Here is a 21936-nt window from a genome sequence, read left to right as displayed (position 1 = left end):
CCTACATGCAGCGTGTTCGACTGCGTCGAACGGCGCTGCGCGCCACTCCCCGGATGAACACCTCCACTCAGCCTCCCGAAGGGGCGGGCAGATCAAAAGCAGCCGAGGCGAGCTGACACTCGACCTGTTTGGTGGGTACGTCGTGCCCTGTGGGAGCTGGCTTGCCAGCGATGGCGGCCTTCAGCCAACCAATTTCTTACAGATGTACCTCAAACCCCTGTAGGAGCGAGCCTGCTCGCGATGGTCGTCAACGATAACGCTGGCAGCCTGACACCCCGCGGTGTTCTGTCGTCCATCGCGAGCAGGCTCGCTCCTACAGGTGATCACGGTCGGGAAAAATGTTGCATCCATTGCTAGGCTGTAACTCCCTGTGCTCCCAATGGAACCCCCTCATGGCTATCCAGGCCCTGCGCGCCGACGCTTCCCACATCGAAAAAATCGCCCCGCTGTTCGACGCCTATCGCGGCTTCTACGGCCAGCCTTCGAACCTGCCGCAATCCCGAGCCTTTATCGCCGAGCGCATCGCCCGGGACGAGTCGGTGATTTTCCTGGCCGAGGACGCCGACGGCCAAACCCTGGGGTTCGTGCAGATGTTCCCGACCTTTTCCTCCATCGATGCGCATCGCACCTGGCTGCTCGGTGACCTGTTCACCGCACCCGCCGCCCGAGGCAAAGGCGTCGGCAGGCTGCTGATGAACACCGCCCGCGACTTTGCGCGGCTGATGGGCGCCAAAGGCATGACCCTGGAAACCGCCGCCGACAACCACAGTGCACAGGGTTTGTATGAGTCCCTGGGTTGGGTCCGAGATCCGGGCTACTACACCTACTGCCTGGATTTGAAACAGGACTGAGCCCGAATGTAAAAAAGTGGCAGCCCCGGCGGGGCCGCCACTCCCAGGGTTAGTTAGGGATCGGAATGGTCACACCTTCTTTCTGCAGGTCTTCGCGTACCGACTGGAATTTCTGGTACTTGGAAATTTCAACCGGGCCGTCGTAGGTCATGCTCTGCATCTTGCGAGGCGGATATTTGGCGTAGGTTTTCATGAGTTTGTCGATGGACTGGCTGATCGGCACCATGGTCCAGGTGCGCTCGGTGACGTTGCTCATGAAAATGTCATAGCGCTCCTGCGGGTCCTGATACAGGTCGAAGACCTGCGGTACCGTCGCCACGTATTTTGCGGCACCTTTCCAGCCCAGGTTGGTGTCCACGGCCAGGCCGCCGGTCGGGGCGCCATCGTCGCCACGCAGGTTGAACACGGCTTTGTAGTTGCCCACACGGGCAGCGCCCGGGGACAGTTCGTTTTCGGTGAAGTAGAACCACTCTTTGCGTGGATCGGGGCCGGTGCCCTTCAACACCGGGGTCATGTCATAGCTGTCGAAGATGATCGGCTGACCTTCGCGATCTTTCTCCGGCAGTTTGATCCCGGCCACCGAGGCGAACGTCGCCATCAGATCCAGGCCACCGATGATGTCGTGGTTCTTGGCATTCGGCTTGATCTGGCCGGGCCAGACCATGATCGCCGGCACCCGGTTGCCCCCTTCGCGCACCGTGCCCTTGGTGCCCCGGAATGGCGTGTAACCGGCATCCGGATAAACGTCCTGCCAGGCGCCGTTATCGGTGGTGTAAACCACCAGGGTGTTCTTATCCAGCCCGAGCGCTTTCAGCTTGTCCATGATGTGCCCGATACGGGTGTCGAGCTCGACGATCGAGTCGGCGTACTTGCTCTTGGAGATCGACTTGTGGACGAACTCCGGTGCGGGCAGGTTGGGTTGGTGCACTTTCATGAAGTTGACGTTGATAAAGAACGGCTTGTCGGATTTGGCCGCCGTGTCGAGGAACTCCAGTGCCGCTTTCTCGACATAGCTGTCGAAGAACGGAATCCCGACCACACCCGGTTTGCCATCCACCACCGGCGTATCCACGTATTGCCCATTGATCTTGAATTCCTCGACCGCTTTTTCCCCCGCCTTGCCGGACAGTGCACCTTTGGTCACTTGGGCGAACATGGCGCGGGTTTCCGGGTCCATGTCCGGGAACCAGGTGGGATCGGCGTAGGTGTAGGCATTGAGGTGATAAAGGCCGGCGTACTTCATGACGTCGTAGCCTTGCGCATTGGGCAGGGCGTAGTCGGCTTCGCCCAAGTGCCATTTTCCGGTGAAATAGGTTTCGTAACCGCCAGTCTTCAGAACGGACGCCAGTGTCCATTCCGCTGCCGGCAAGCCGCCGCCCTGGCCCTGGAAGGCCACCGTGGTCATGCCGCTGCGGTTGGGGATGCGTCCGGTTTGCATGGCGACCCGGCCCGGTGTGCAGCTGGGCTGGGCGTAGAAGGAGTAGAAGGTGGTGCCTTCGGCCGCCAGCTGGTCGATGCTGGGTGTGGGCATGCCACGACCGACACCGCCGCCATATGGCCCCAGGTCACCGTAGCCGGTGTCGTCGGAGACGATGAACAGGATATTGGGTTTTTCGGTTTGTGCTGCCTGTGCTATGCCGTTGAGTGCCATGATCAATGAACACGCAACGTAAAATCTGATGCGGTGCGAGAGCCTATTCATACCCGGTTTCCTCTCAAGAATTGCTGCCAGACCACTCAACGGGAGGCAAAACAATCAGGATCCTGGTGCGTGATCACCCAAGCATGCGTCTGGATAGTGCGAGGAAGGTTTCTAACGGCAGAATGGAAATCTTGTTCGCTATTCAAGGCGGCGGTGGAAGATTAGTTCGACAAACCGTGCGGCGCGTTGCCGTACGCCGCGTAATTGGCATCGTTCGTCGATTTTCTGGTGTAAACACTACTGTGGGAGCGAGCCTGCTCGCGATAGCGGCGTGTCAGTCGACATCAATGTCGAATGTGCCACCGTCATCGCGAGCAGGCTCGCTCCCACAGTTTCTTCATCTTACTGAGCCATTTTCAAAACCCGCTTTCGCGCATCAGCACCGCGAGAAAATGCGTCGCCACATCCGCCAGCACACTGCGTCGTTCACCTTCGATTTTCAGATGGCCACGGGTTTCGCGCAGGCTCGGCAGCGGTTCGTCGAGCTGGATCAGTACCTGGAACAGTGCGGCGCTCGGTACCAGCTCATGTTCCTGTGCTGTGGTTGGCACCGGACCGCCGAAGCGCGACGACAACATGCGATGGGACAGTTGGCTGGCGCGGGTACTGCCGATCACCAGCACCTTGCCGCCCAGCGGTGTGGTCTGGCCGTCGGGATAGAAACGCACTCGACCGCCGGTGACCAGACGATGCACCTGGTCTTGCGCGACGTAGGCATCCACCTGCCAACTGCGCGGGTCGATCAGGATCCCCAGGGCGTCCTGGCGACCGATCCACTGGCCGGGTTTCCAGTCCGGGTTGACGTCAAGCCACAGGCCGGCGAACGGGGTTTGCAGGTTCAGCCGGGCCATTTCCGAACGGGCGGCCCGGGCTTCCTCGAATTGCACGTTGAGGCGCTGGCGAGTGACCGCGTCTTCAGCGAGACCGCCAGGGTCTGCCAGCAACCCGGACAGCCGTGCCTCATAACTGCGGGCATTGGCTTCGCTGCTGTGCAGGCGCGAAGTGATGTCCGGTTCGTCGAGCACCACCAGCACCTCGCCGGCCTTGACCGGGCCTTCGCCGTGGATCGATTGCAGCCGCGCCGGGTAGGGCGCGTACACCCGCAACTGGTGTTCGGCGCGGGCCACGCCGACGGCGTCGATCTGGGTTCTCCAGGGCAGAGCCAGGCCGAGCAGAATCAGGCCCAGCACGCCGTAAAACAGCACCTTGCGCCGACTGGGGATCAGTGCGCGATTAGCCCACCAATGACCCAACTCGCGCATCACCGGCAGGGCGATAAACCAGGACAGTTCGACCATGAACAGGAAGATCCCCAGGAGTTTGAAGAAGAACAGGTAAACCGCCAGGGCGATCCCCAGGAACAGCACCAACCGATAGAGCCAGGTGATGATGGCGAAGGTCACCAGCAGCCGGCGCTGGCCGGTCGGGAATACCTCCGGCCAGTCCTCCTGCAACCCCAACAGGTTGCGCCGCAGGGTGACCCGGGCCAGCGCCGAGGCGCGTTCGTGCAGGTTGGGAAAGTCCAGCAGGTCGGACAGGATGAAATACCCGTCGAAACGCATGAACGGGCTGGCGTTCAGGGCCAGGGATAACAGCCAACTGGTGGTTGCCAGGTACAGCAGGGCATTGCGCAATGCCCCCGGATCACACAGCGCCCACCCCAGGGTCGAGAGCCCGGCCAGGGACAATTCGGTGACGATCCCGGCCGAGGCGATGGCCAATCGCTGACGCGAGCGGCTGAGCTTCCAGCTCTCGCCGGTGTCGGTGTAGAGCATCGGCCACAGCACCACGAAGGCGATGCCCATGTGCCCGACGCGCAACCCCAACCGTGTCGCCACCAGCGCGTGCCCCAGTTCATGCAGGGTTTTGGCGACGATCAGCGCCAGGGCGAAGCTGAACAAGCCCTCGGTGGAGAACGATTCGACCACGGCGCTGGTAAAGCTGTCCCATTGCTGCAGGACCAGAATCACCCCCAGTACGCTCAGGGTCACCACCAGGATCGCGGTCAGCGGATGGAACAGCCAGCGCAGGGCATGCGCCAAATGCTGCAACGGTTGCTGCGGGCGCAGCAGCGGAATGCGGAAAAACAGGTAGTGGTGCAGCCACCAGCGCCAGCTCAACCAACTGCCTTCCTCGCCCTTGGCCTGCAAACGCGCCAGCGCCGCGGGCCCGGCGCGCAGCAGCTGGTGTTGTTCGAGGAACTGGCGGAAGTCGAGGATCTGCTCCACATCGGGTTTGAGCGCGGTGCCTTCAGCGATCTGTTGGCTGATCTGGCGGGGCGACTGACCCCAGCGCAGGAGGCATTCGAACTCCAACCAGCCGATGCGGTAGAAGCGGTTGATCACCGTGTCCTGAATCACCCACGCCGGCTCGCCGCTGCTGCCGTGGGCGGCTTCACTCAGGCGCAGGTCCTCGCGCAGCGGGGGCAGGGGGATGTCGGCCGGGTCGAGCATTACCAGCCACTCCAGGCACGCAACGTCGCCAGCGGTCGACGCAACAGGTAATAACCGAGCATCACCCGACCGCCATAGAGTTTGGCGGTGCCGTGCAGGCCGAGGCGGGCGTGCTCCGGCGTGCCGTCGATGCTTGCCAGCAGCCGATAAGCGACCACGCCTTCATCGCTGGGGCGGGCCTGGTAGCTGGTCTCAAGGATCTTGCCCTTGAGCGGGGTCAGTGGGTACGCGGTCAGGAACAGCGTGACCTCGGCGCCGGGTTCCAGGGCGATGGCGTCGGCCACCGCCAGTTGAATCAACATGGCCGGCTGGCTCGGGTCGGCGACCTGCATGATCCGCTCGCCGGTGACCACCGGTTTGCCCAGCCAGTCGTTGGGATCGCTGAATACGGCGACGCCGGCGCGCGGCGAGAGCACCTGGGTGCGCTTGAGTTGCGCCTGCACCGCCGCCAGTTCGGCCCGGCGCTGTTGCGCGCGACCTTCGAGCAGGGTCAATTCGCCTTTGCTCTGCGGGTTGTCGAACGCCCGCTGGCTGGCGGCCTGCAATTCGGCATCGGCCACCGCCACTTCCTTGCCGAGCACTTCGGCACGGCTGCGCAAGGTAGTTTCGTCCAGGGAAAACAGCGGTGTGCCGGCGTCCACCGGTTGATTGGGGCGGACCTGAATGTGCTCGATCACCCCATCGATGGGTGAGCTGATGATCTGCGCCTGACGGGAGACGATTTCCGTCGGCGCCAGGGCCGTTTGTCGCACCGGCAGCAACAGCAAGGCACCGAGCACCAGCAGCCCCAGCAGCAGTTGTTTGCGGTTGGGCCACCAGCGCCCGAACCGCCGGCGCCGGGTCAATGCGGCCCAGCAATAGGCCCAGGTCTGAATCGGGCCGGTGAGGACCTGACGCAACAGGGCGGGCGGTTCCTGTTCAAGCAACAGGATGAGCAGGCCCAATCGGTGCTGATCGCGATCGTGCACCGGCACGCACCACAGACCCGACGGCCACCATTCGCTCCAGCCTTCGGCGATGTCCGGCGGCGGTGTGGTGCTGTCCTGGGTCAGCCAGACCGGTTCGCCGTCCGGCAGCTGAGTGGCGATCCAGCGACTGGCACGACCTAACCAGACTAAATAGGGCGAGTCTTCGCTGGGACGGGACAGGCCAGACACGCAGAGTAATTCCAGGGAGGACTCACGCTGGGCAAACACCAGTGCCTGGTGAAACGGCAACAGTGGATACAGATCGTTGGCCATGCTGAAGGCCAGGGCGTTCAGCGTGTCGGCGGCGATGGCCTTGTCACGCAGGGCATCGAGTTCCAGCAGCAGGTGCGGATGGGGCAGGGGCTCATTCATGGTCATGGCTGGGCCGTTTCTTGATTGAACCGTGCCGTGCCACTCATGCCGGCCATCAGGTCGGGGAATTTTTCGTCGAGTCGGGCCTCCAGCTCGACGGTCTGGGCCACCGCATCGACCCGCGAATTGATCACCGTGACATGGGCCGCGTAGGTTTTCCCCGTCTCATGGATGCTCACTTGCAGCGGCATGCCTTTTTTCAGGGTTTTGAGCAGGTTCGAGGGCACGTTCAGGCGCACCTTCAACGCACCGTCGCTGACCAGATCGAACAGCGGTGTGCCGGCACTGACCGTCTGGTAGGGCTTGACGTAGACCTTGGCCACCGTCCCGGAAAACGGTGCCAGCACCTGGCAATAGCCGCTCTGGGCCACGCCCATGGCCCGGGCGCCTTCGGCTTTTTGCACTTCGGTATTGGCCATCGAGACTTCGATGTCGCCGACCGCATTGAGCTGGCGCAATTGTTTTTTCGCTTCCAGATTCTGCTTGGCCATCGCCAGTTCGGCCACTGCCACCTTGCTGCGTGCCTCGGCCTCGTTGCAGTTGAAGCGCGCCAGCAGGGCCGACTTGGCGACGTGCTCGCCGAAGGTGGCTTTCAACTCACCGAGCGTGCCGTTCATCTGGCTGGAGAGGGTGGTCTCCAGTTCAGCGGCAAGTAACACGCGGATCGTCGACGAACTTTCCGGGGTTGGGTCCTGGGCCTGAACCCCGAGGATGGCAGCGGTCAGCATGAGCAACAACCATCGCGAGTCACGGGCGGGTCTGGACATTCGGCATTCCTTGCTGGGTGACGAGCAGCCGTTGCTGCTCCTGTTTGTTCAGGGTGTTCTGGATTTCCCGGGCCAGGGTCTTGATGTCATGTTTGTCGATTTCGTTGGGCAGCACGTCCAGCCCCACCGAGTTGTACAGCCGGCCCCAGGCCGCCTGGGCGCTGGAGAATGCCGCTTCGCGCTGGTAACGCGACAGCAGGTAGCGACCTTCGGCGCGGATCACTTCCAGTTCGGAACCGAGGGCGCCGGTTTTCGCCGCCTGGGCGTAATCGAGCAGGCTGCGGTCGACCCTGAGGCTCTCGTCGGTGAACTCCACCTCCTGGCGCGCCAGTTGATAGCGCAGGGTGCCGACCCGCACCTGGGTCAGAATCGCCATCGACAGCGCCACGCGCCGGGTGTCGTCGGTTTCGTTCTGGGATTTCTCCGCCGCGTTCAACGCCGGCAATTGCAGCAAGCGCAGCAGGTTCATCGAGACTTGCAGTCCGGTGCCCATCCAGTCGCTGTTATAGAGGAACTTGTTGGAGTCGTATCGATAGCCATAGTCAAAGCTGACGTTCGGCCACAACTGCGCCTTGGCGATGTCCAGGTCCTTCTGGTTGACGCGTTTGCGGTACCACTCTTCCATGATCTCCGGGCGGTTTTCCATGGACAGTTGTTCGAGCTGCGCGATGTTCTGATGCAGTTCCGGCAATGGCGGTTCGGCGGTGTCGGCGAGGACCATTTTCGAGCCCGGTGGCAACGACATCAGCGCCGCCAGTTCCGCTTGGGCGAATTCCAGGTCCTGGCGCCGCACGGTCAGCAGGTAGATGGAGTCGAGCAGGGCGCGTTGGTAGGCGAGGATTTCCTGGCGTGGCAGCAGGCCCCGGGTTTCCGCGTCCCGGGCCGACGTCAGGGCGGTGTGGGTGCGGGCCAGCAGTTTGTCGACTTCCGGCATCAGGCGTTGGGCACCAAGCGCTCGCCAGTAGGCGTTGCGCACATCCTGCAGGACGTTCTGCGCGACTTTGCGTCGGCGTTCCTCGGCCATCAGGATCTGATCGGACTTCTGCTGGGTCCGGTAATAGGCCACGCCGAAATCCAGGAGGCTCCAGCTCAGACCCAGGCCGTAGAGTTCGCGATAGCGCTCTTCGGAGGTCGATGCGCGCAAGCTGACTTCACGGTCTTCAATGCCGATGGAGGTGCCGCCAGAATCGTTGTTGCGTCCGGCATACCCGGCCGACGCCACCAGGCGTGGCAGCATCTCGTGGCTCGACACGTCGCGCAGGTCCGAAGCCAGTGCGCTTTCCATGAGTTTCAAGCGGTAGTCGAGGTTGTACTTGAGCGCGCGCGCAGCCGCCTCGTAGAAGGTGATGGGCGCGGTGACCGCTTCCTGGCCGGAGTACATGCGTGACTGATCGGCAAGGATGCGCTGGCGGTTTTCCTCTTCGGTGGAGGGTTTGGGCTCCAGCGATGAGCAGGCGCTGAGCAGCAGCGTCGAAACGAGGGCGGTACTCAATAGCCTGGTCGCGGTTTTGGGCATATTCAATCCTTTGCATTCACCAGTGTTATTCAGTTAGTCGGGTTACGGGGTTCTCGATTGACCGGGTACAAACGGTTCGCCGCGGTTCGCAACTGGGCGCTGAAGCCCCGGGCCTGGCGCGGCTCGGCCGGTTTTTCGGTTTGTGCCGGGCCTTGGGTCATGTGCGCACTGTCGATGGTGAACAGCGACGGATCGCTCAACAGGCCATCGGCGCTCAGGCTGGTACGGCCCTGACGCCCGAGGATCCAGGCCAGGTCAAGATCGCTTTCCAGGCGGCTTTCGCGCACGGACTGAGCCACGAATTGTCCCGGCACCACACCCAGCCCGGCGCCCAGCGAATCACTGTTGAACTCGCCCACGCTGGCAATGCGCAGGTTGGAACCACCCGCGCCCCAGGTCGAGACTTCGAGCAACCGGGCCTCGCGTTCCACCACCGGGGTGATGAAGATCGCAGGCGTCGGATCAGGCAGGCGCAAATTGGCGTTACGGTCGTTTGGATCGCGGTCGAAGAAGTTACCCTGCGGTGCCGGAATGAATGGCGTGGCGATGTCCAGGGCGATCACCAGTTCGGCCTGGTCGCTGGCGCCGTTGATGTCGTTGATGGTGTAGGTGAAGACATCCTGCAGCACCTGTCCCAGTCCTGCGGCGGCCAGCACTGCGGGGTTGCTCTGGTCGATGGTATAGGTGTAGCTGCCGTCGGCGTTGAGGATCAAGGTGCCGTACAGGCCGAGGATCGGCTGGCCGATCACCCCCGCCGTGCCGGTGCCGGTTTCGCTGCCGGTGCGCACGGCGACCACTTGCAGGCCGTCGTTGGCATCCACGTCGCTGTCGTTGGGCAGCACGTTGCCGGTGGCCTGTGGTGCGGGGGTCTGGTCACTGGCAACGGCACTGTCGTTCTGCGCCACCGGTGCGTCGTTGGCGCCCTGGATGACAATGGTCAGGCGCGCATCCGAGGTCGCACCCAAAGTATCGGTCATGCGGTAGGTGAAGGTTTCGCTCAGGGTATTGGCGGCGGTGCGCAGGGCCTGCACCTGCGGATTGCCGTTGTCGATCACGTAGGTGTAGGTGCCGTCGGCATTGAGGGTCAACTGACCGTAAAGGCCGACCAGCACCTGACCGGCGTCGCTGCTCTGACCGTTCTGTGCGCTGACGCTCAGCACCTGCTTGCTCTCGCCATTGGCCACGCTGTCGACGTCGCTGTCGTTGTCCAGCACGTTGCCGGTGGCGTTGGTGCCTGGCGTGCCGTTGTTGACCCCGCCGGCTTCGAGGGCAGTGCTGCCATCGTCCAGGGCAATGGGCGTGTCGTTGCGACCGTCGACGGTGATCTGCAATTCAGCGCTCGAAGAAGCACCGAAGATATCGGTCAGGGTGTAGGTGAACACGTCGGTCAGGGTCTGGCCGCTGACACGCAGGGCCTGAACCGCGGGCAGGCTGTTGTCCAGGGTGTAGCGCCAGGTGCCATCGGGCAGCAGGACCAAATCGCCGTACTGCCCGCGCAGGGCCGTGCCCACGACGCCCGGGGTGCCGGTTTCGTTCAGGCCGCCGGTGTGCAGGGCCGACACGGTGAGGGCATCGCCTTCCAGGTCCGTGTCGTTGCCGATGACATTGCCACCGGGATCGATGCCGACCTGCGCGTTGTTCAGGCCGCCGGCTTCCACTGCGGTGCCGGTATCGGTGTTGGCGTGGGGGGTGTCATTGCGTCCGCGGATAATGATGTGAATCTCCGCCAGATCGCTTTGCCCGCCAAGGTCCGTGACCTGATAAGTGAAGCGTTCATCGAGGAACTGCAGCGGCCCCAGGGCCTGCACGGTCGGGTTGCTGGAGTCGATGATGTAGGTGTAGTTGCCGTCGGCGCCGATGATCAATTGGCCGAACTGGCCGTTCACCAGCGTGCCATTGGTGTTGTCGGTGCCCGGATTGACCGCATCCAGCGCGCCCCCGGCTGCTTCGGTGCCGAAGCGAATGCCGCTGACGTGCAGGGCATCACCCTGGTCGACATCGGTGTCGTTGGGCAACACGTTGCGGGTTGGATTGACGCTGTTGCCCGCGCCGTTGTCGGCCACGGCGACCGCTACGTCGTTGGTCGCCACCGGTGCATCCCAGGCACCGTCGACGCGGATGTTGAATTGGGCGATGTCGGTGGCGCCGGCGGTATCGCGCATGCGGTAGGTGAAGGTTTCCACCAGAGAATCGCCGGGCTTGAGCGCCTGGACGGCGGCCAGGTTGTTGTTGACCACGTAGCTGTAAGTGCCGTTGGCGGCGATGGTCAGGGTGCCGTACAGACCGTTGAGCGTCTGGCTGGTGGTGACCCCGGTGAAGGTGCCGCCAGCCGCTTCGGTGCCGGTGCGAATGTCCGTGACGGTTTTGCTGTCGTTGGCATCGACATCGGTGTCGTTGCTCAGCACATTGCCGCTGGGGTTGATGCCCGGCGTGGCGTTGGCGGTGCCGCCGGCTTCGACGGCCACGGTGCTGTCGTTGACCGCCAACGGGTTGTCATTGCGGCCGCGAATGATGATGGTCAGGGTCGCGGTGCTGCTGGCGCCCGCCAGGTCGCGGATCTGGTAGGTGAAGGTTTCGGTCAACACATCGCCGTTGGTGCGCAGGGCCTGGACTTGCGGATTGCTGTTGTCGAGCACGTAGCTGTAGCTGCCATTGGCGCCGAGGGTCAGGGTGCCGAAAGCACCGGCCAGACCTGAACCGATCACGCCGACGGAAGCCCCCTGACGCACGCCGATCACGCTCAGGGCTTCGCCGTTGCCGTCGACATCGCTGTCGTTGGTCAATACGTTGCCGCTGGGGTTGATGCCCGGCGTGGCGTTGTTCAAGCCACCGGCTTCGATGGCGGTGTTGGTATCGTTCTGCGCCACCGGCGTGTCGTTGGCGCCCTGGATGGTGATGGTCAGGGTCGCGGTGTCCTGCGCGCCACTGGCGTCGATCACGTTGTAGTTGAAGCTGTCGGCAAGGGTGTTGCCGGCACGCAAGGCCTGGGCGGCGGCCATGCTGTTGTCCAGGCGGTAGCTGTAGCTGCCGTCGGCGTTGAGCGTGAGCCAGCCGTAGGTGCCGCGCAGTTCAGTGCCGAGGGTTCCGGCCGTGCCCGCTGCGCCCTCGATGCCCGTGCGTACCGACGCGACGGCGCGGGTTTCACCATAGTCATGGGCGGGGAGGTCGTCGGGAATTTCGCCACCGTCGACGTCGGTGTCGTTGGTCAAGACATTGCCGGCGGGGTCCTGGCCAGGTTGATTGTTGTTCAGCCCTCCGGCTTCGATGGCGGTCGCTGCGTCATTGCTGGCCACCGGATTGTCGTTCTGGCCGCGAATCAGCACGATGATTTCCGCGGTGTCGGTTTCCTGCGTCGGGTTCACGCCGTCGCTGATGGTGTAGGTGAAGCGTTCGAGCAGCAGGTCGGTGCTGCGGCGCAGCGCCTGGACGTCCGCGTTGTTGTTATTGACGGCGTAGCTGTAGCTGCCGTCGGGATTGATGGTCAGGGTGCCGTACAAACCGTTGATCACCGTGCCGCCCGCGACCACGGCCACGGGGGTTCCCGGTGCACTTTCGGCACCGGCGCGTATGAACGTGACGGTCAGCGGGTCGCCGTCCGGATCGAATGCCGTGGCGGTCGCGTCACCGACCGGGTTGACGCCCGGCGTGCCGTTGTTCACGCCGCCCTGTTCGGTGGCGATGGAAATCACGTTCTGTGCCACGGGCGGATCGTTAACCCCGCGCACAGTGATCACCAGTTGCGCGGTATCGGTCAGGCCGGCGGTGTCGACCACGCGGTAGGTGAAGAATTCGGTCAGCGTCTGGCCCGCTGCCAGGCCTTGCACCGTGGCGTTGGTGCTGTCGACATCGTAGAAGAATGAACCGTCGGCGCCGATGCGCAGGGTGCCATACAGACCGGCCACCACCGTACCGTTGGCTTGAGTGGTGCCGGTGTTCACGCCGCTCAGCACGTCATTGATCGGGTCGTAGGTTGCCTCGCTTTTATTGATCACGCCATTGACCTGCAACTGCTCGCTGGGCCGGTCGGCCGCATCGACGTCCTGGTCGATACCGTTGTCGACGGTGCCCGGACGACTGGGGAACAGGATGACGTTGCCGGTCGGGTTGCTCTCGGCGGCGTTGCCGTTGGTGGAGGCTGCCTGGGCGTCGGCGACATCGTCGCTGGCCACCGGGTTGTCATTGGCGCCCTGGATCACGATACGCAGTTGCGCGACGTCGTTGAGGCCGCCGGCATCGGTGACCCGGTAACTGAAGAACTCGATCAACTGATCACCGGCACTCAGGCGCTGCACCGTGACGTTGTTGTTATCGATCACGTAGCTGTAGTTGCCATTGGGGTTGATGGTCAGCGTCCCGTACAGGCCCGTGACGACGGTTGGGCCGGTGACCGGTGTGATCGGGCCGCTGCCTGTTTCCGGCACCGGGCGAACGGCGGTGACGGTTTTGGTTTCACCGTTGGCCACGGTGTCGACGTCGGTGTCGTTGGTCAGCACATTGCCCACGGCATTGCTGCCCGGCGTGCCATTCAGAACGCCACCGGCTTCGATGGCGACATCGTTATCGTCGACGCCCACCGGGGTGTCGTTGGCGCCCTGAATGGTCACGGTCAGCCTGGCGATGTCGGTGGCGCCGGCCAGGTCGGACAGCACATAGTCGAAACTGTCGACCAGGGTCTGGCCGGACAGGCGCAACGCCTGAACCAGCGGGTTGCTGTTGTTGACGATGTATTGATACGCACCGTTGCTGCCGACCAGCAGTTGACCGTATTGGCCATTGATCGCCAGCACGCCGACCACCGGCGTTTGCACCCCGGTGCCATTGACCGAGGCAACGGACACCACGTGCAGTTGATCGGCGTTGGTGGCGATGTCGACGTCGGTGTCGTTGGTCAGCAACTGGCCGGTGGGGTCGACGCCGACCACATTATTGTTGGTGCCGCCGGCTTCCACGGCCGTGGCGCTGTCATCGACACCGATCGGCGGGTCATTGACCGGGGCCAGGACGATTTGCAGGGTGTCGGTGTCAGTCAGCGCGTCGGCGAGGGTGCCCGGTGTGCCATCGTTATTGGCGTCACCGAAATTGCCCAGATCGTTGCTGACCACGGTCAGGGTGTCGGTGCCGTTGAAGTTGGCGTTGCCCAGGTAGCGCAGGCTGGCCAGAACGGTATTGACGTCGGCCAGGGTGCCACTGAGGGTGAGGGTGGCCGAGTTGGCGCCGGTGACGGTCACGCCCGGCAGCGTAGTGCCCAGGGACAAGGTGCCGCGCAGCACGCTCAGGGTCACACTGATGTTGCGATCGGCGACGTTCGGGTCACGATCGACGTCGATGTCCGCCACGCTGATGCCACCGATGTTCAGGGTGACATCCTCAAGGCCCTGCTGGTTGCCGGGGAGGGTGTTGACCGGCGCATCGTTCTGTTCGACGTAACCGGCGTTCGCCGCCTGGGTATCGGCATCGCCCAGGGTGATGGTGATCTGGCCAAGGGTGCCGCCGTCGCTGTCGATGCGCACGCGCAGATCGCCGACCGGTTGCGGATAGCTGACCAGTCCCGGTGGGGCGTCGATGCGGAACACCCCCAGTGGCAGTACACCAAAACGGTACTGGCCGTTGGCGTCGGTGACGGTGCTGAATATCAGGTTATCGGCGGTGGTGCTCAGTTGCCCGTCGGCCCCGGCCCAGGTCAGGGTCACGGTTTGTCCGGCAAGGCCAGCGCCATCAGGAACGGTGCTGGCGGTGGCCGACGCCGTGTCGTTCCACAAGGTGCCGGTGATCACGCCGAGACCGGCATTGTCGCGCAGGATGTACTGGTTCGGGCCGACCGTGCTGCCGGTGCGCTCGCCGTCGAGGGCACCGTCGGTGCCGACGCTGTTGCCACCCCAACTGGTGAAGTCTTCCGGCAGGCTGCTCCAGGTCAGCGTGGCGTTGCTGCTGGCGATGACCGTGGCATTGGGCAGGGTGACCTGATAACGCACCTGGACCTGGGCGCCGACATCCAGTTGATCGAAATTGACGCTCACGCCACCGGTGGTGCTGAAGGTGATGCCACTGGGCAGATTGCCCGGCCCGAAGGTGACGCCATTGAGGGTGACGCTGACCAGGGTGTAATTGCTGCCGCCGGCAAAACTGTCGATGACCTGGGCGTCGAACGCCGGCAGGCCGCCGTTCTGGGTGAAACTCAGTTGCACCGTGGCGGTGCCGGTGGTGCCCGTCGGATTCGGATCGAAGGCCACCACTTGCTTGTCGAGGCCACTGAAACTCGGCTCGACGATGCGCTCGAGAATCGTATTGCTGGCCGCCCGGCCCGCGCCGTTGACGATCTCCAGGGCGCTGGCGCCCAGTTGGGCACCGGCGACGTTGCTTGCCTGGTTGGTGACGCGGACGTTGAATTCCAGCACCACGCCTTCCAGGTCGGCGTCAGTGCCGCCGCCGTTGACCACGTTGCCGAGGTTGAAGGTGATGGTCTGGCTGCCGTCGGGGTTGGTGACGACGGTCAGGCGACTGGGGTCGAACACGCCGGTGGGGCTCAGGCCCAGCAGATCCGGGGTGATCGGCAAGGCTTGGGGACTGTTTTCGTTGCCCGTGATGTTCAGCGTGCCGCCGACGATCAGGTTGGCATCGCTGGTCAGGCCCCCATCGGCAATGAAACCGATGCGCAGGGCATTGACCAGTGCATCCGGGGAAATGAATTGCAGCCCGTTGGCCAGGGTGATTTGTATCTGGTAGTTGGGGTTGCTGCCTTCCGGCACCAGCACCACCACGCGATAGCGGATCACCTCGCCGATGGTGACTGCTTCCACGGGCGCCGTGGTGGGCGCCGGCGCCGCTGTATCAGGCAAACCGCCGACCCGCGAGATCTGGATTGCCTGGGCCACCGGCACCACCAGCACCGAACTGTTGCGATAGTCATTGAGCGTGCCGCCATTGAGCGGCCCGTCGACACCGGTACGTTCGCCACCCTGGGTGCCATCGAGGCTGGTCCATTGCACCGTCGCCAGGTTGGCGAAATTGGACTGGGACGCCGCCGTGGCATTCACCACGCCCGACAGGCTGAGCACGATGCTGCCGCCCTTGGCGATGTCGATGTTGGCGCCGTTGACGGTGCGCAGCTGGCCGTTGACGATTTCGAAATCGACCCCGCCGTTGTTGGTCGCGCCGCCCTGATACAACTTGCCCGTCAGGATGATGTTGTCCAGTTGGGTGGGCAGGTTGTCGAGGAAACTGATGTCGAAGGCGTTGAAATCGCTGCCGCCCGCGCCGTTGCTCAGGGTGATGGTGAACGTCACCGTGTCGCCCTGGTCGTAGCCGCCCAGGCCCGACGTCGAGGTCAGGACTTGCGTGACCGTCAGGGTGGGTTCACGCACGGTCACGGTAGGCTGGCCCCCGGTCAGGGTGACGTTGCGGTCCACCGCTACGTTGCCGTTGGGCGTATCGCTGTCCGGATCGCTGAAGATCAATTGCGCGCTGTTCTGCAGGGATTTGTTGGCCTGGTTGACAAGGACGTTGTTGGCCACCAGTTGCAGGCGAATCACAAAGGTATTGTTGCCGGTCTGGTTGTCGGCGGTGGCACCCGACACGCTGAAGGTCCAGCGCGCATCGACGCCATCGCCGCCCAGGGTTCCGCCCTGACCGGCAAAACCGCTGACCACGATGCTGCCGACAAAGTCGGCGCCCAGTGCGCCACTGCCGGCCCGGGTGGTGATGATCTGGTAGCCCAGGCCGCCATTGAACGTGGTGTCCAGGCGCATGCCCGGCGGGATCAGGTCTTCGATGCGCAGGGTTTGCGTGCTGCCCTCGGGCAAGGTCACCACAATGTCATAACGCATGCTTTCGCCGATCACCAGGTCGCTGCCGGTGGTGTGCCCGGCGCTGGAGTCGCCGTTATCCAACGTGCCGTCGGCGAACACTTTGCTGATCACTGGCGCGGCCACCTGTTCGCTGGCCAGATCAGTCAGGTCGGTAGGGGTGAAGTCGGTGCCGCCGTTGACGCTGGCGTAATTGCTCAGGGTGGCGGTGCTTTGCAGGCTGCGGCTGGCTTCGATGGTTGAACTGACCACCACGTCGTAACTGATCACCACCACATTGGCGCCGCTGGTGTCGGCGGCGGTGCCGCTGCGACCCGCCAGGAAGGTGGCCTGGCCACCGGCATCGAGGAAGGTGATCTGGTTGCCGGTGACGCTGTAGTCGACGCCGAGCACCAGCGCCGTGCCATTGCCACGGAATATCTGCAGGTTGGCGGCGGCCAGGCTGCCGCCGACAAAGCTCACGCCGGTGGGCAGGGTGATGCTGGTGTTGACGTCGAATGCGCCGCCGCCACCAGTGTTTTCGATGGCCGTCACCATGCGCAGCACGTCGCCGCCATCGATGCCGGTGATGTTGCCGTCCACGGCCGCCAGATCGGTCACGCTGCCATTGAAGGGGACCCCGGTGGTGCCCGGCGGGTTCCAGCTGCCCGTGGTGTTGGTGACCGTACCGTTGGTGCCCGACACCACGCCGTGCTTGATCGACAGCACCGGTTCGGCAATCGATACGATGGCCACCACATCCGAGGAAATCAGCGTGCGGTCGGTGAGGGTGGTTTGCTGGCTCGATTGCGCCAGCACATCCAGCGAGCGCTGGTCGGCGAACGGTTGATCACCGACGCGGATGGTGAAACGCACGACAATGCGGCTGCCGGTGGTGTCGGCGGTGACAAAACTGCCGAAGTCGAAGGTGAGCGAGTTGCCGGCACCGCTGGTGACCGTGATCACGCCACCGGCATTGGTGTTGCCGGGGCCGATCTGCCATTGACCGGGATCGTCGCCGACGACCCAGGTCACGCCGCTCACGTCGAACAACGGCAGCGGCAGGTAAGCGGTGAGCTTGAACTGTTCGTAGTCGCCGGTCACGAGGTCGTAAGTGAGTTCGAAGGTCACTTCATCGCCGGGACGCAACTCACCGCTGGCGGGTGGCGTGCCGTCGTTAACCTCGACGATCTTGATGTCCACGTTGTTGGTCGGGATCACGCTGGTGGTCGCCGAACCGTCGGTTTCGCTTTGCCCGGTGAGGTTGAAAATGTCCTGCAGCAGCGTGCCATCGACCACGGCGTTGTTGCCCAGCTCGTCGCCTTCGTTGATTTCGCTGTGGGGGGCGCCCGATGGCGGCTTGTAGGTCTGGCCAACAATGGCCGAGTAACTGAGTACCGCCAGCACCGCGCCTTCCAGGCGATCATCAAAGGCCAGGTCGCCGTTGAGCCAGCCGCGAATATTGGAGAAGGCATTGCGCAGCGATTGGGCGATGTCGAAGACCATCGAGGTGGTGCCGTCGGCATTGACGACCGTGGTGGTCACCAGGGTAATGGTTTGCGGTACGCCGGCGAGGGTGACGGTCAGCGTTGGCGTACCGGTGAGGGTTTGCCCGTCGCTGAGCTGGTCGCGAATGATCAGTTGCCCTTCATTGAAGAAGTCCTTGCCGAAGGCGAAGTAGTCGGAAATCGCCAGGTTCAGCGTGTACTGCAGCGTGTCGCCGGGGGTGATGCCGGTCTGGCCGATGTCCGTTTGTAAGGTCACCTGTTTAAGCAGAGTGATCGACTTGGCGACGAAGTCGGTGGGCTGACCAGTGCCGGAAAAATCGATGGTGGTGTTGGGCGCCACGACATCGCGGGGGTCCAGCGGCGTCCATTGGCCGCTGGCCGTCGGTGCGCCAAGGGTGATGGTCACGGCATCGCCGGTCACCGGGTTGATGATCACCTGGCCATTGGCGTCGACTTCCGGCACGTAGAACGCGACCTGGGTGTTGGTCGCGGCGGTCAGGGTGTCGTATTCGACGGTAAATGAATTGATGAACACGCTATCGGAAGCGATCAGCGTGGCGATGGCGGTCGGGTCGGTGACCACCGTGCCGTCATGCAGCGTGATCGAGGTCAGGCGCCCGCCAGCACCCGGGGTAATGGCCGTGACCTGGATGTTGTCCGGCAGCGGTTGCGTGACGATGACATGGTTCAGCGTCTGGCCCGGGGCGGGAGTTACGGTCACTGTCAGGGTGCGACCGTAGTTCGGCCCGGTGGCGGTTTCGCCCTCGGGTGTGGTGAGGGTTTCGTCGAAGGTGATGACGGTCGGGTGCACGACAAAGGGGATCGTACCGGCCTGGATCAGGGCCGGGTCGTCGAACGGGTTGTCCAGCGCATCGTTACCGAACTGGAAGCCGCCGCTGGCGAGAATCGTCAGGTCCGGGCTGCCATTGGAGAAGTTGGTGTCGGCCAGATTGCTCAGGCTGGCGGTGACTTGTACCGAGATCACCGGTTGGTCGGTGGAGACGCTGGCGAAGGGCAGTTCGATGACCACCAGTTGATCGCCCGGCCGCATGCCGAACGCGGCGGCGTTGATGGTCAGGAAGTTGCCGGTGGCGTCCTTTGCAATGGGGTGAGTGGCGTTGCCTGCCGCATCGAACACCACCACATGGGTGACCAGGTTCTGTCCCAGGTAACTGGCGGAAATGAAACTCACGCCATCGTCGCCGTCCTTGCCGCTGGTGGGCATGAACAGCGTCAGGAACGGCGCATAGCCTTCCTGGCCGGAGGTATTGCTGAAGTTGACGGTGAAATTGAAGCGGTCGCCCAGCAGCACATCGCTGCCGGTGGCGGGCAAGGTCACGGTGGGCGCGGCGTCGGCCAGCAACCCCTCGAAATTGGCCATGGCGGTGCTGCTCAGGGCAATGAGCTTGTCGATGTCGCCGACCCGGGTTTCCAGGGGCCAGTCACCGCCCGCCGCGGTGCTGCCCGTGTCATTGCTGGAGGCGGCCACATCGGCGCCGGTCCAGCGGGCCAGTTCGGTGACCAGGGTTTTACCGGCGGCCCCCGCACCGATGTCGCAACCGTAGAGCTGGATGTCGGCACCCTGGGTCAGGTTGTTGCGCCATTGTTCGAGGGTCTTGCCCAGTTGATCGACGTTGTCGGCGGTAATCGTGCGGTTGCCCAAGGTGAATTGTCCGGAGGCGCCATGGGACAGTACCTGGATCGAGTCGACTTTTCCCAGTTGGGCCAATGCGGCGGAAATCGCCGCGAGGCCATCTTCGCCGACGTTCACCACGATAGCCGTGACGTTTCCCGAAAGTTGCGCCATTAATTGCTCGCGGTTCTCGATTCGACTGTCGATCACCAGCAGGCTGCGGGCAGCCGAGGGGGCCTGTTCGGTGGCGGGCCGGCCTTCGGTGGGGGTGGCGGGCGTGGCCGCCGGGTCGGTGGCCGGGTGCGCGGTGTCGGCCGGATCGCTGTGATGCTGATCGGCGGCGGCCGAGGCGGCGGCGCCGTCGAACAGGATTCGTGGCTCCAGCGCCAGTGCCTGACGCTGCGGCCGCAAGTGGAGGCCGGAAAAAAGACGCGGTGTTACTGACATAGTGGAAGTCCTCAACCTGCCTGCGCGTTGAACCAATCCCTTGTACAAATAGCCCACTATTGGACACATTTAGCGTAGATCGATATTTAGAGTTATCCAGGCTGAAAGCCGCTGTTTATGGGGGTTTAGACCTTCGGCGCAGAAGCCACTTGCCATCACTGTGTGGGTTTTGCTGCGCCCGAGGCGGATTTTTCCTCTACAAGCTTGTACGCCACGTAGTACTTGTAGATGTTTCCGACGTAATCCACGGTCTCCCGGCCAACCACTTGCGCTGCCGCTTGCTCGACATTACCAAACCAGACGTTTTTGTCCAGATTGGACTTTTCTGCCAATGCGCGGAACTTGCGCAGGTTGCCCGGCCCGGCGTTGTAGGCGGCGAAGGTCATCAGGGTTTTGTTCATCTGATTCAATTGCGGGTCGTTCAGGTACTTGTCCGCCAGCAGGCGCATGTACTTGCTGCCGGCCTCGATGTTTTTGTCGGCACTCTTGTCGATGCCGGAGATGGCCACGGTCGGATCCTTGGCGGTTGTCGGCAGCAGCTGCATGACACCGACCGCGCCACGGGGGCTGCGGGCCTTTTGATCGAGTTGCGATTCCTGGAAACCCTGGGCCATCAGCATCAAGTGATCGAAGCCGTAAGTGCTGGCGTGGCGGTTGAAGATCTCCAGGATCTCCCTGAATTTCTTCATCTCCGCTTCGGAGGTGGCGTTGAGCACCCGTTTGCTGCTGTTGGTGACGTACTTGGTCCGCAGGCTGTTGCCGAAGGTGGTGCCGACCTTGTGGGTTTTGACGAAGGCTGCCAGTTGGCTTTTGAACTGCGGGCTGTCCTTGCGGATCGCCCAGGCAAACTCGGAGTTCTCGTGCACGGCAATCTCATCGTGAATCTGCATGTCGGTGTACAGCGGCGCCCAGATTCTGGCGATGTAGCGGTCGACCACCGTGGCCTTGAGCAGGCCGGCATTGACCATTTGCAGCAGGTCTTCGGATTCCAGGTTTTCATCGGCGGCTTTCAGGTCGATGGGTGCCAGGCCTTGCTCCTTGAACGAGGCATTCAACGCCTGGAGGTGCTCGTAGTAGCTGCTGGATGCCCGTACGGTAATTTCCAGGCCCGACAGGTCTTCAAGTTTCGCGACTGGCTTGCTGCCAGGGGCGGTCACCAGGATTTCCGGGATGTTCACTGCGAACGGGTCGGCAAAATCCACATCCTTGAGGCGCGCTTCGGTCACGGTGAGCCCGCCGGCGGCGATGTCGCCGACGCCTTTCATCAGTTTGGGCATCAACTCGTTTCGCGGGGTGGGAATGAACATGACCCGCCACTGCATGGATTTTTTTCCGTAGGGCTGGGTTTTGTTCAGCCAGGCTTCCAGGCCCTTGCCCAGCTCATAACTCAAGCCGCGCTGCCGACCGCGATCAAGCTCGAAAAAAGTCTTGCTGTAGGGCACCAGCACCCGGACCAGCCGGCGCTCGCGCATGCCTTCGAAGTCCCCGACCCAGTCCGGCAGAACAGGCAATACCATTTTTTGCACTTCGGCTTCTTCGGCCGGGGTCAGTTCGACGGCAGGCAGGTCGGGTTGGGTCTGTGCCAATGCTGAGTTGAGGCAGCACAACGTCAGCAGCAGGGTCAATGCGCGAAAACGGCTCCACGGGATGTTCATGTTCACTCACCAGGCTGGGCAGGGAGATCGGGAGGATGGGCACATTGCAGTATGGCCAATGGCTGGCCATTCACATGGACGAAAGGTGATGAAGGGAAAATTTTTGCCGCAACGAAGTCTCTCGAGGACCCAGTCCCCCTGTGGGAGCGAGCCTGCTCGCGAAGGCGGCCTGACAGCCGACCTGTCTTTTGTTGACTGAGTACATATCCATTGCTGCGGTAACGGCTGCTTATGGTTTCGCCCTTACGGCGAGTCCCTTTTGGCAAACGCCCCAAAAGGAACC

The 21936-nt window shown here is 63.1% G+C and carries 8 protein-coding genes; 1 reads left to right on the top strand and 7 read right to left on the bottom strand.

Going from position 1 to position 21936, the window contains the following annotated elements; translation table 11 throughout:
• The first annotated feature begins 392 nt into the window (after positions 1–392).
• A complete protein-coding gene (locus tag HNQ83_RS29075; protein WP_175392287.1) occupies positions 393–851 on the top strand; it encodes a GNAT family N-acetyltransferase in 459 nt (152 codons plus the stop codon).
• Between the two features lie 49 nt (positions 852–900).
• Here HNQ83_RS29075 and HNQ83_RS29070 read toward each other — a convergent pair whose 3' ends face one another.
• From HNQ83_RS29070 to HNQ83_RS29040, 7 genes are all read right to left on the bottom strand, one after another.
• The gene (locus tag HNQ83_RS29070; protein ID WP_175392286.1) at positions 901–2553 is read right to left on the bottom strand and encodes an arylsulfatase; all 1653 of its coding nucleotides are present in this window, start codon (positions 2551–2553) and stop codon (positions 901–903) included.
• Positions 2554–2909: 356 nt separating this feature from the next.
• The gene (locus HNQ83_RS29065) at positions 2910–5006 is read right to left on the bottom strand and encodes an HlyD family efflux transporter periplasmic adaptor subunit (protein ID WP_175392285.1); all 2097 of its coding nucleotides are present in this window, start codon (positions 5004–5006) and stop codon (positions 2910–2912) included.
• Positions 5006–6352 carry an efflux RND transporter periplasmic adaptor subunit gene (locus HNQ83_RS29060; RefSeq protein WP_175392284.1) on the bottom strand — a complete coding sequence of 449 codons (1347 nt, stop codon included), beginning with the start codon at positions 6350–6352 and terminating at the stop codon, positions 5006–5008. Before HNQ83_RS29060 ends, HNQ83_RS29065 begins: the two co-directional genes overlap by 1 nt.
• Positions 6349–7074: an efflux RND transporter periplasmic adaptor subunit gene (locus HNQ83_RS29055; protein ID WP_372241938.1), complete on the bottom strand. Its 726-nt coding sequence runs from the start codon at positions 7072–7074 to the stop codon at positions 6349–6351. The genes HNQ83_RS29060 and HNQ83_RS29055 overlap by 4 nt, the downstream gene beginning before the upstream one ends.
• Before the next feature lie 19 nt (positions 7075–7093).
• Positions 7094–8629 (bottom strand): TolC family protein, encoded by a 1536-nt coding sequence (locus tag HNQ83_RS29050; protein WP_175392282.1) that lies wholly within the window; start codon positions 8627–8629, stop codon positions 7094–7096.
• A gap of 29 nt (positions 8630–8658) precedes the next feature.
• Positions 8659–19998, bottom strand: a complete 11340-nt coding sequence (locus HNQ83_RS29045) for a VCBS domain-containing protein (protein ID WP_175392281.1) — start codon at positions 19996–19998, stop codon at positions 8659–8661.
• Between the two features lie 155 nt (positions 19999–20153).
• A complete protein-coding gene (locus HNQ83_RS29040; protein ID WP_175392280.1) occupies positions 20154–21653 on the bottom strand; it encodes a lytic transglycosylase F in 1500 nt (499 codons plus the stop codon).
• Positions 21654–21936: the final 283 nt, after the last annotated feature.

The sequence above is a fragment of the Pseudomonas sp. C2B4 genome, from assembly GCF_013359695.1.
In the GTDB taxonomy this organism is placed as follows: domain Bacteria; phylum Pseudomonadota; class Gammaproteobacteria; order Pseudomonadales; family Pseudomonadaceae; genus Aquipseudomonas.
This window is presented reverse-complemented; position numbering and strand designations above follow the sequence as displayed.

Coding starts and splice junctions, on each gene's coding strand:
- HNQ83_RS29075 (WP_175392287.1), top strand. CDS start 393: ATGGCTATCCAGGCCCTGCGCGCCGACGCTTCCCACATCGAAAAAATC.
- HNQ83_RS29070 (WP_175392286.1), bottom strand. CDS start 2,553: ATGAATAGGCTCTCGCACCGCATCAGATTTTACGTTGCGTGTTCATTG.
- HNQ83_RS29065 (WP_175392285.1), bottom strand. CDS start 5,006: ATGCTCGACCCGGCCGACATCCCCCTGCCCCCGCTGCGCGAGGACCTG.
- HNQ83_RS29060 (WP_175392284.1), bottom strand. CDS start 6,352: ATGACCATGAATGAGCCCCTGCCCCATCCGCACCTGCTGCTGGAACTC.
- HNQ83_RS29055 (WP_372241938.1), bottom strand. CDS start 7,074: ATGCTGACCGCTGCCATCCTCGGGGTTCAGGCCCAGGACCCAACCCCG.
- HNQ83_RS29050 (WP_175392282.1), bottom strand. CDS start 8,629: ATGCCCAAAACCGCGACCAGGCTATTGAGTACCGCCCTCGTTTCGACG.
- HNQ83_RS29045 (WP_175392281.1), bottom strand. CDS start 19,998: ATGTCAGTAACACCGCGTCTTTTTTCCGGCCTCCACTTGCGGCCGCAG.
- HNQ83_RS29040 (WP_175392280.1), bottom strand. CDS start 21,653: ATGAACATCCCGTGGAGCCGTTTTCGCGCATTGACCCTGCTGCTGACG.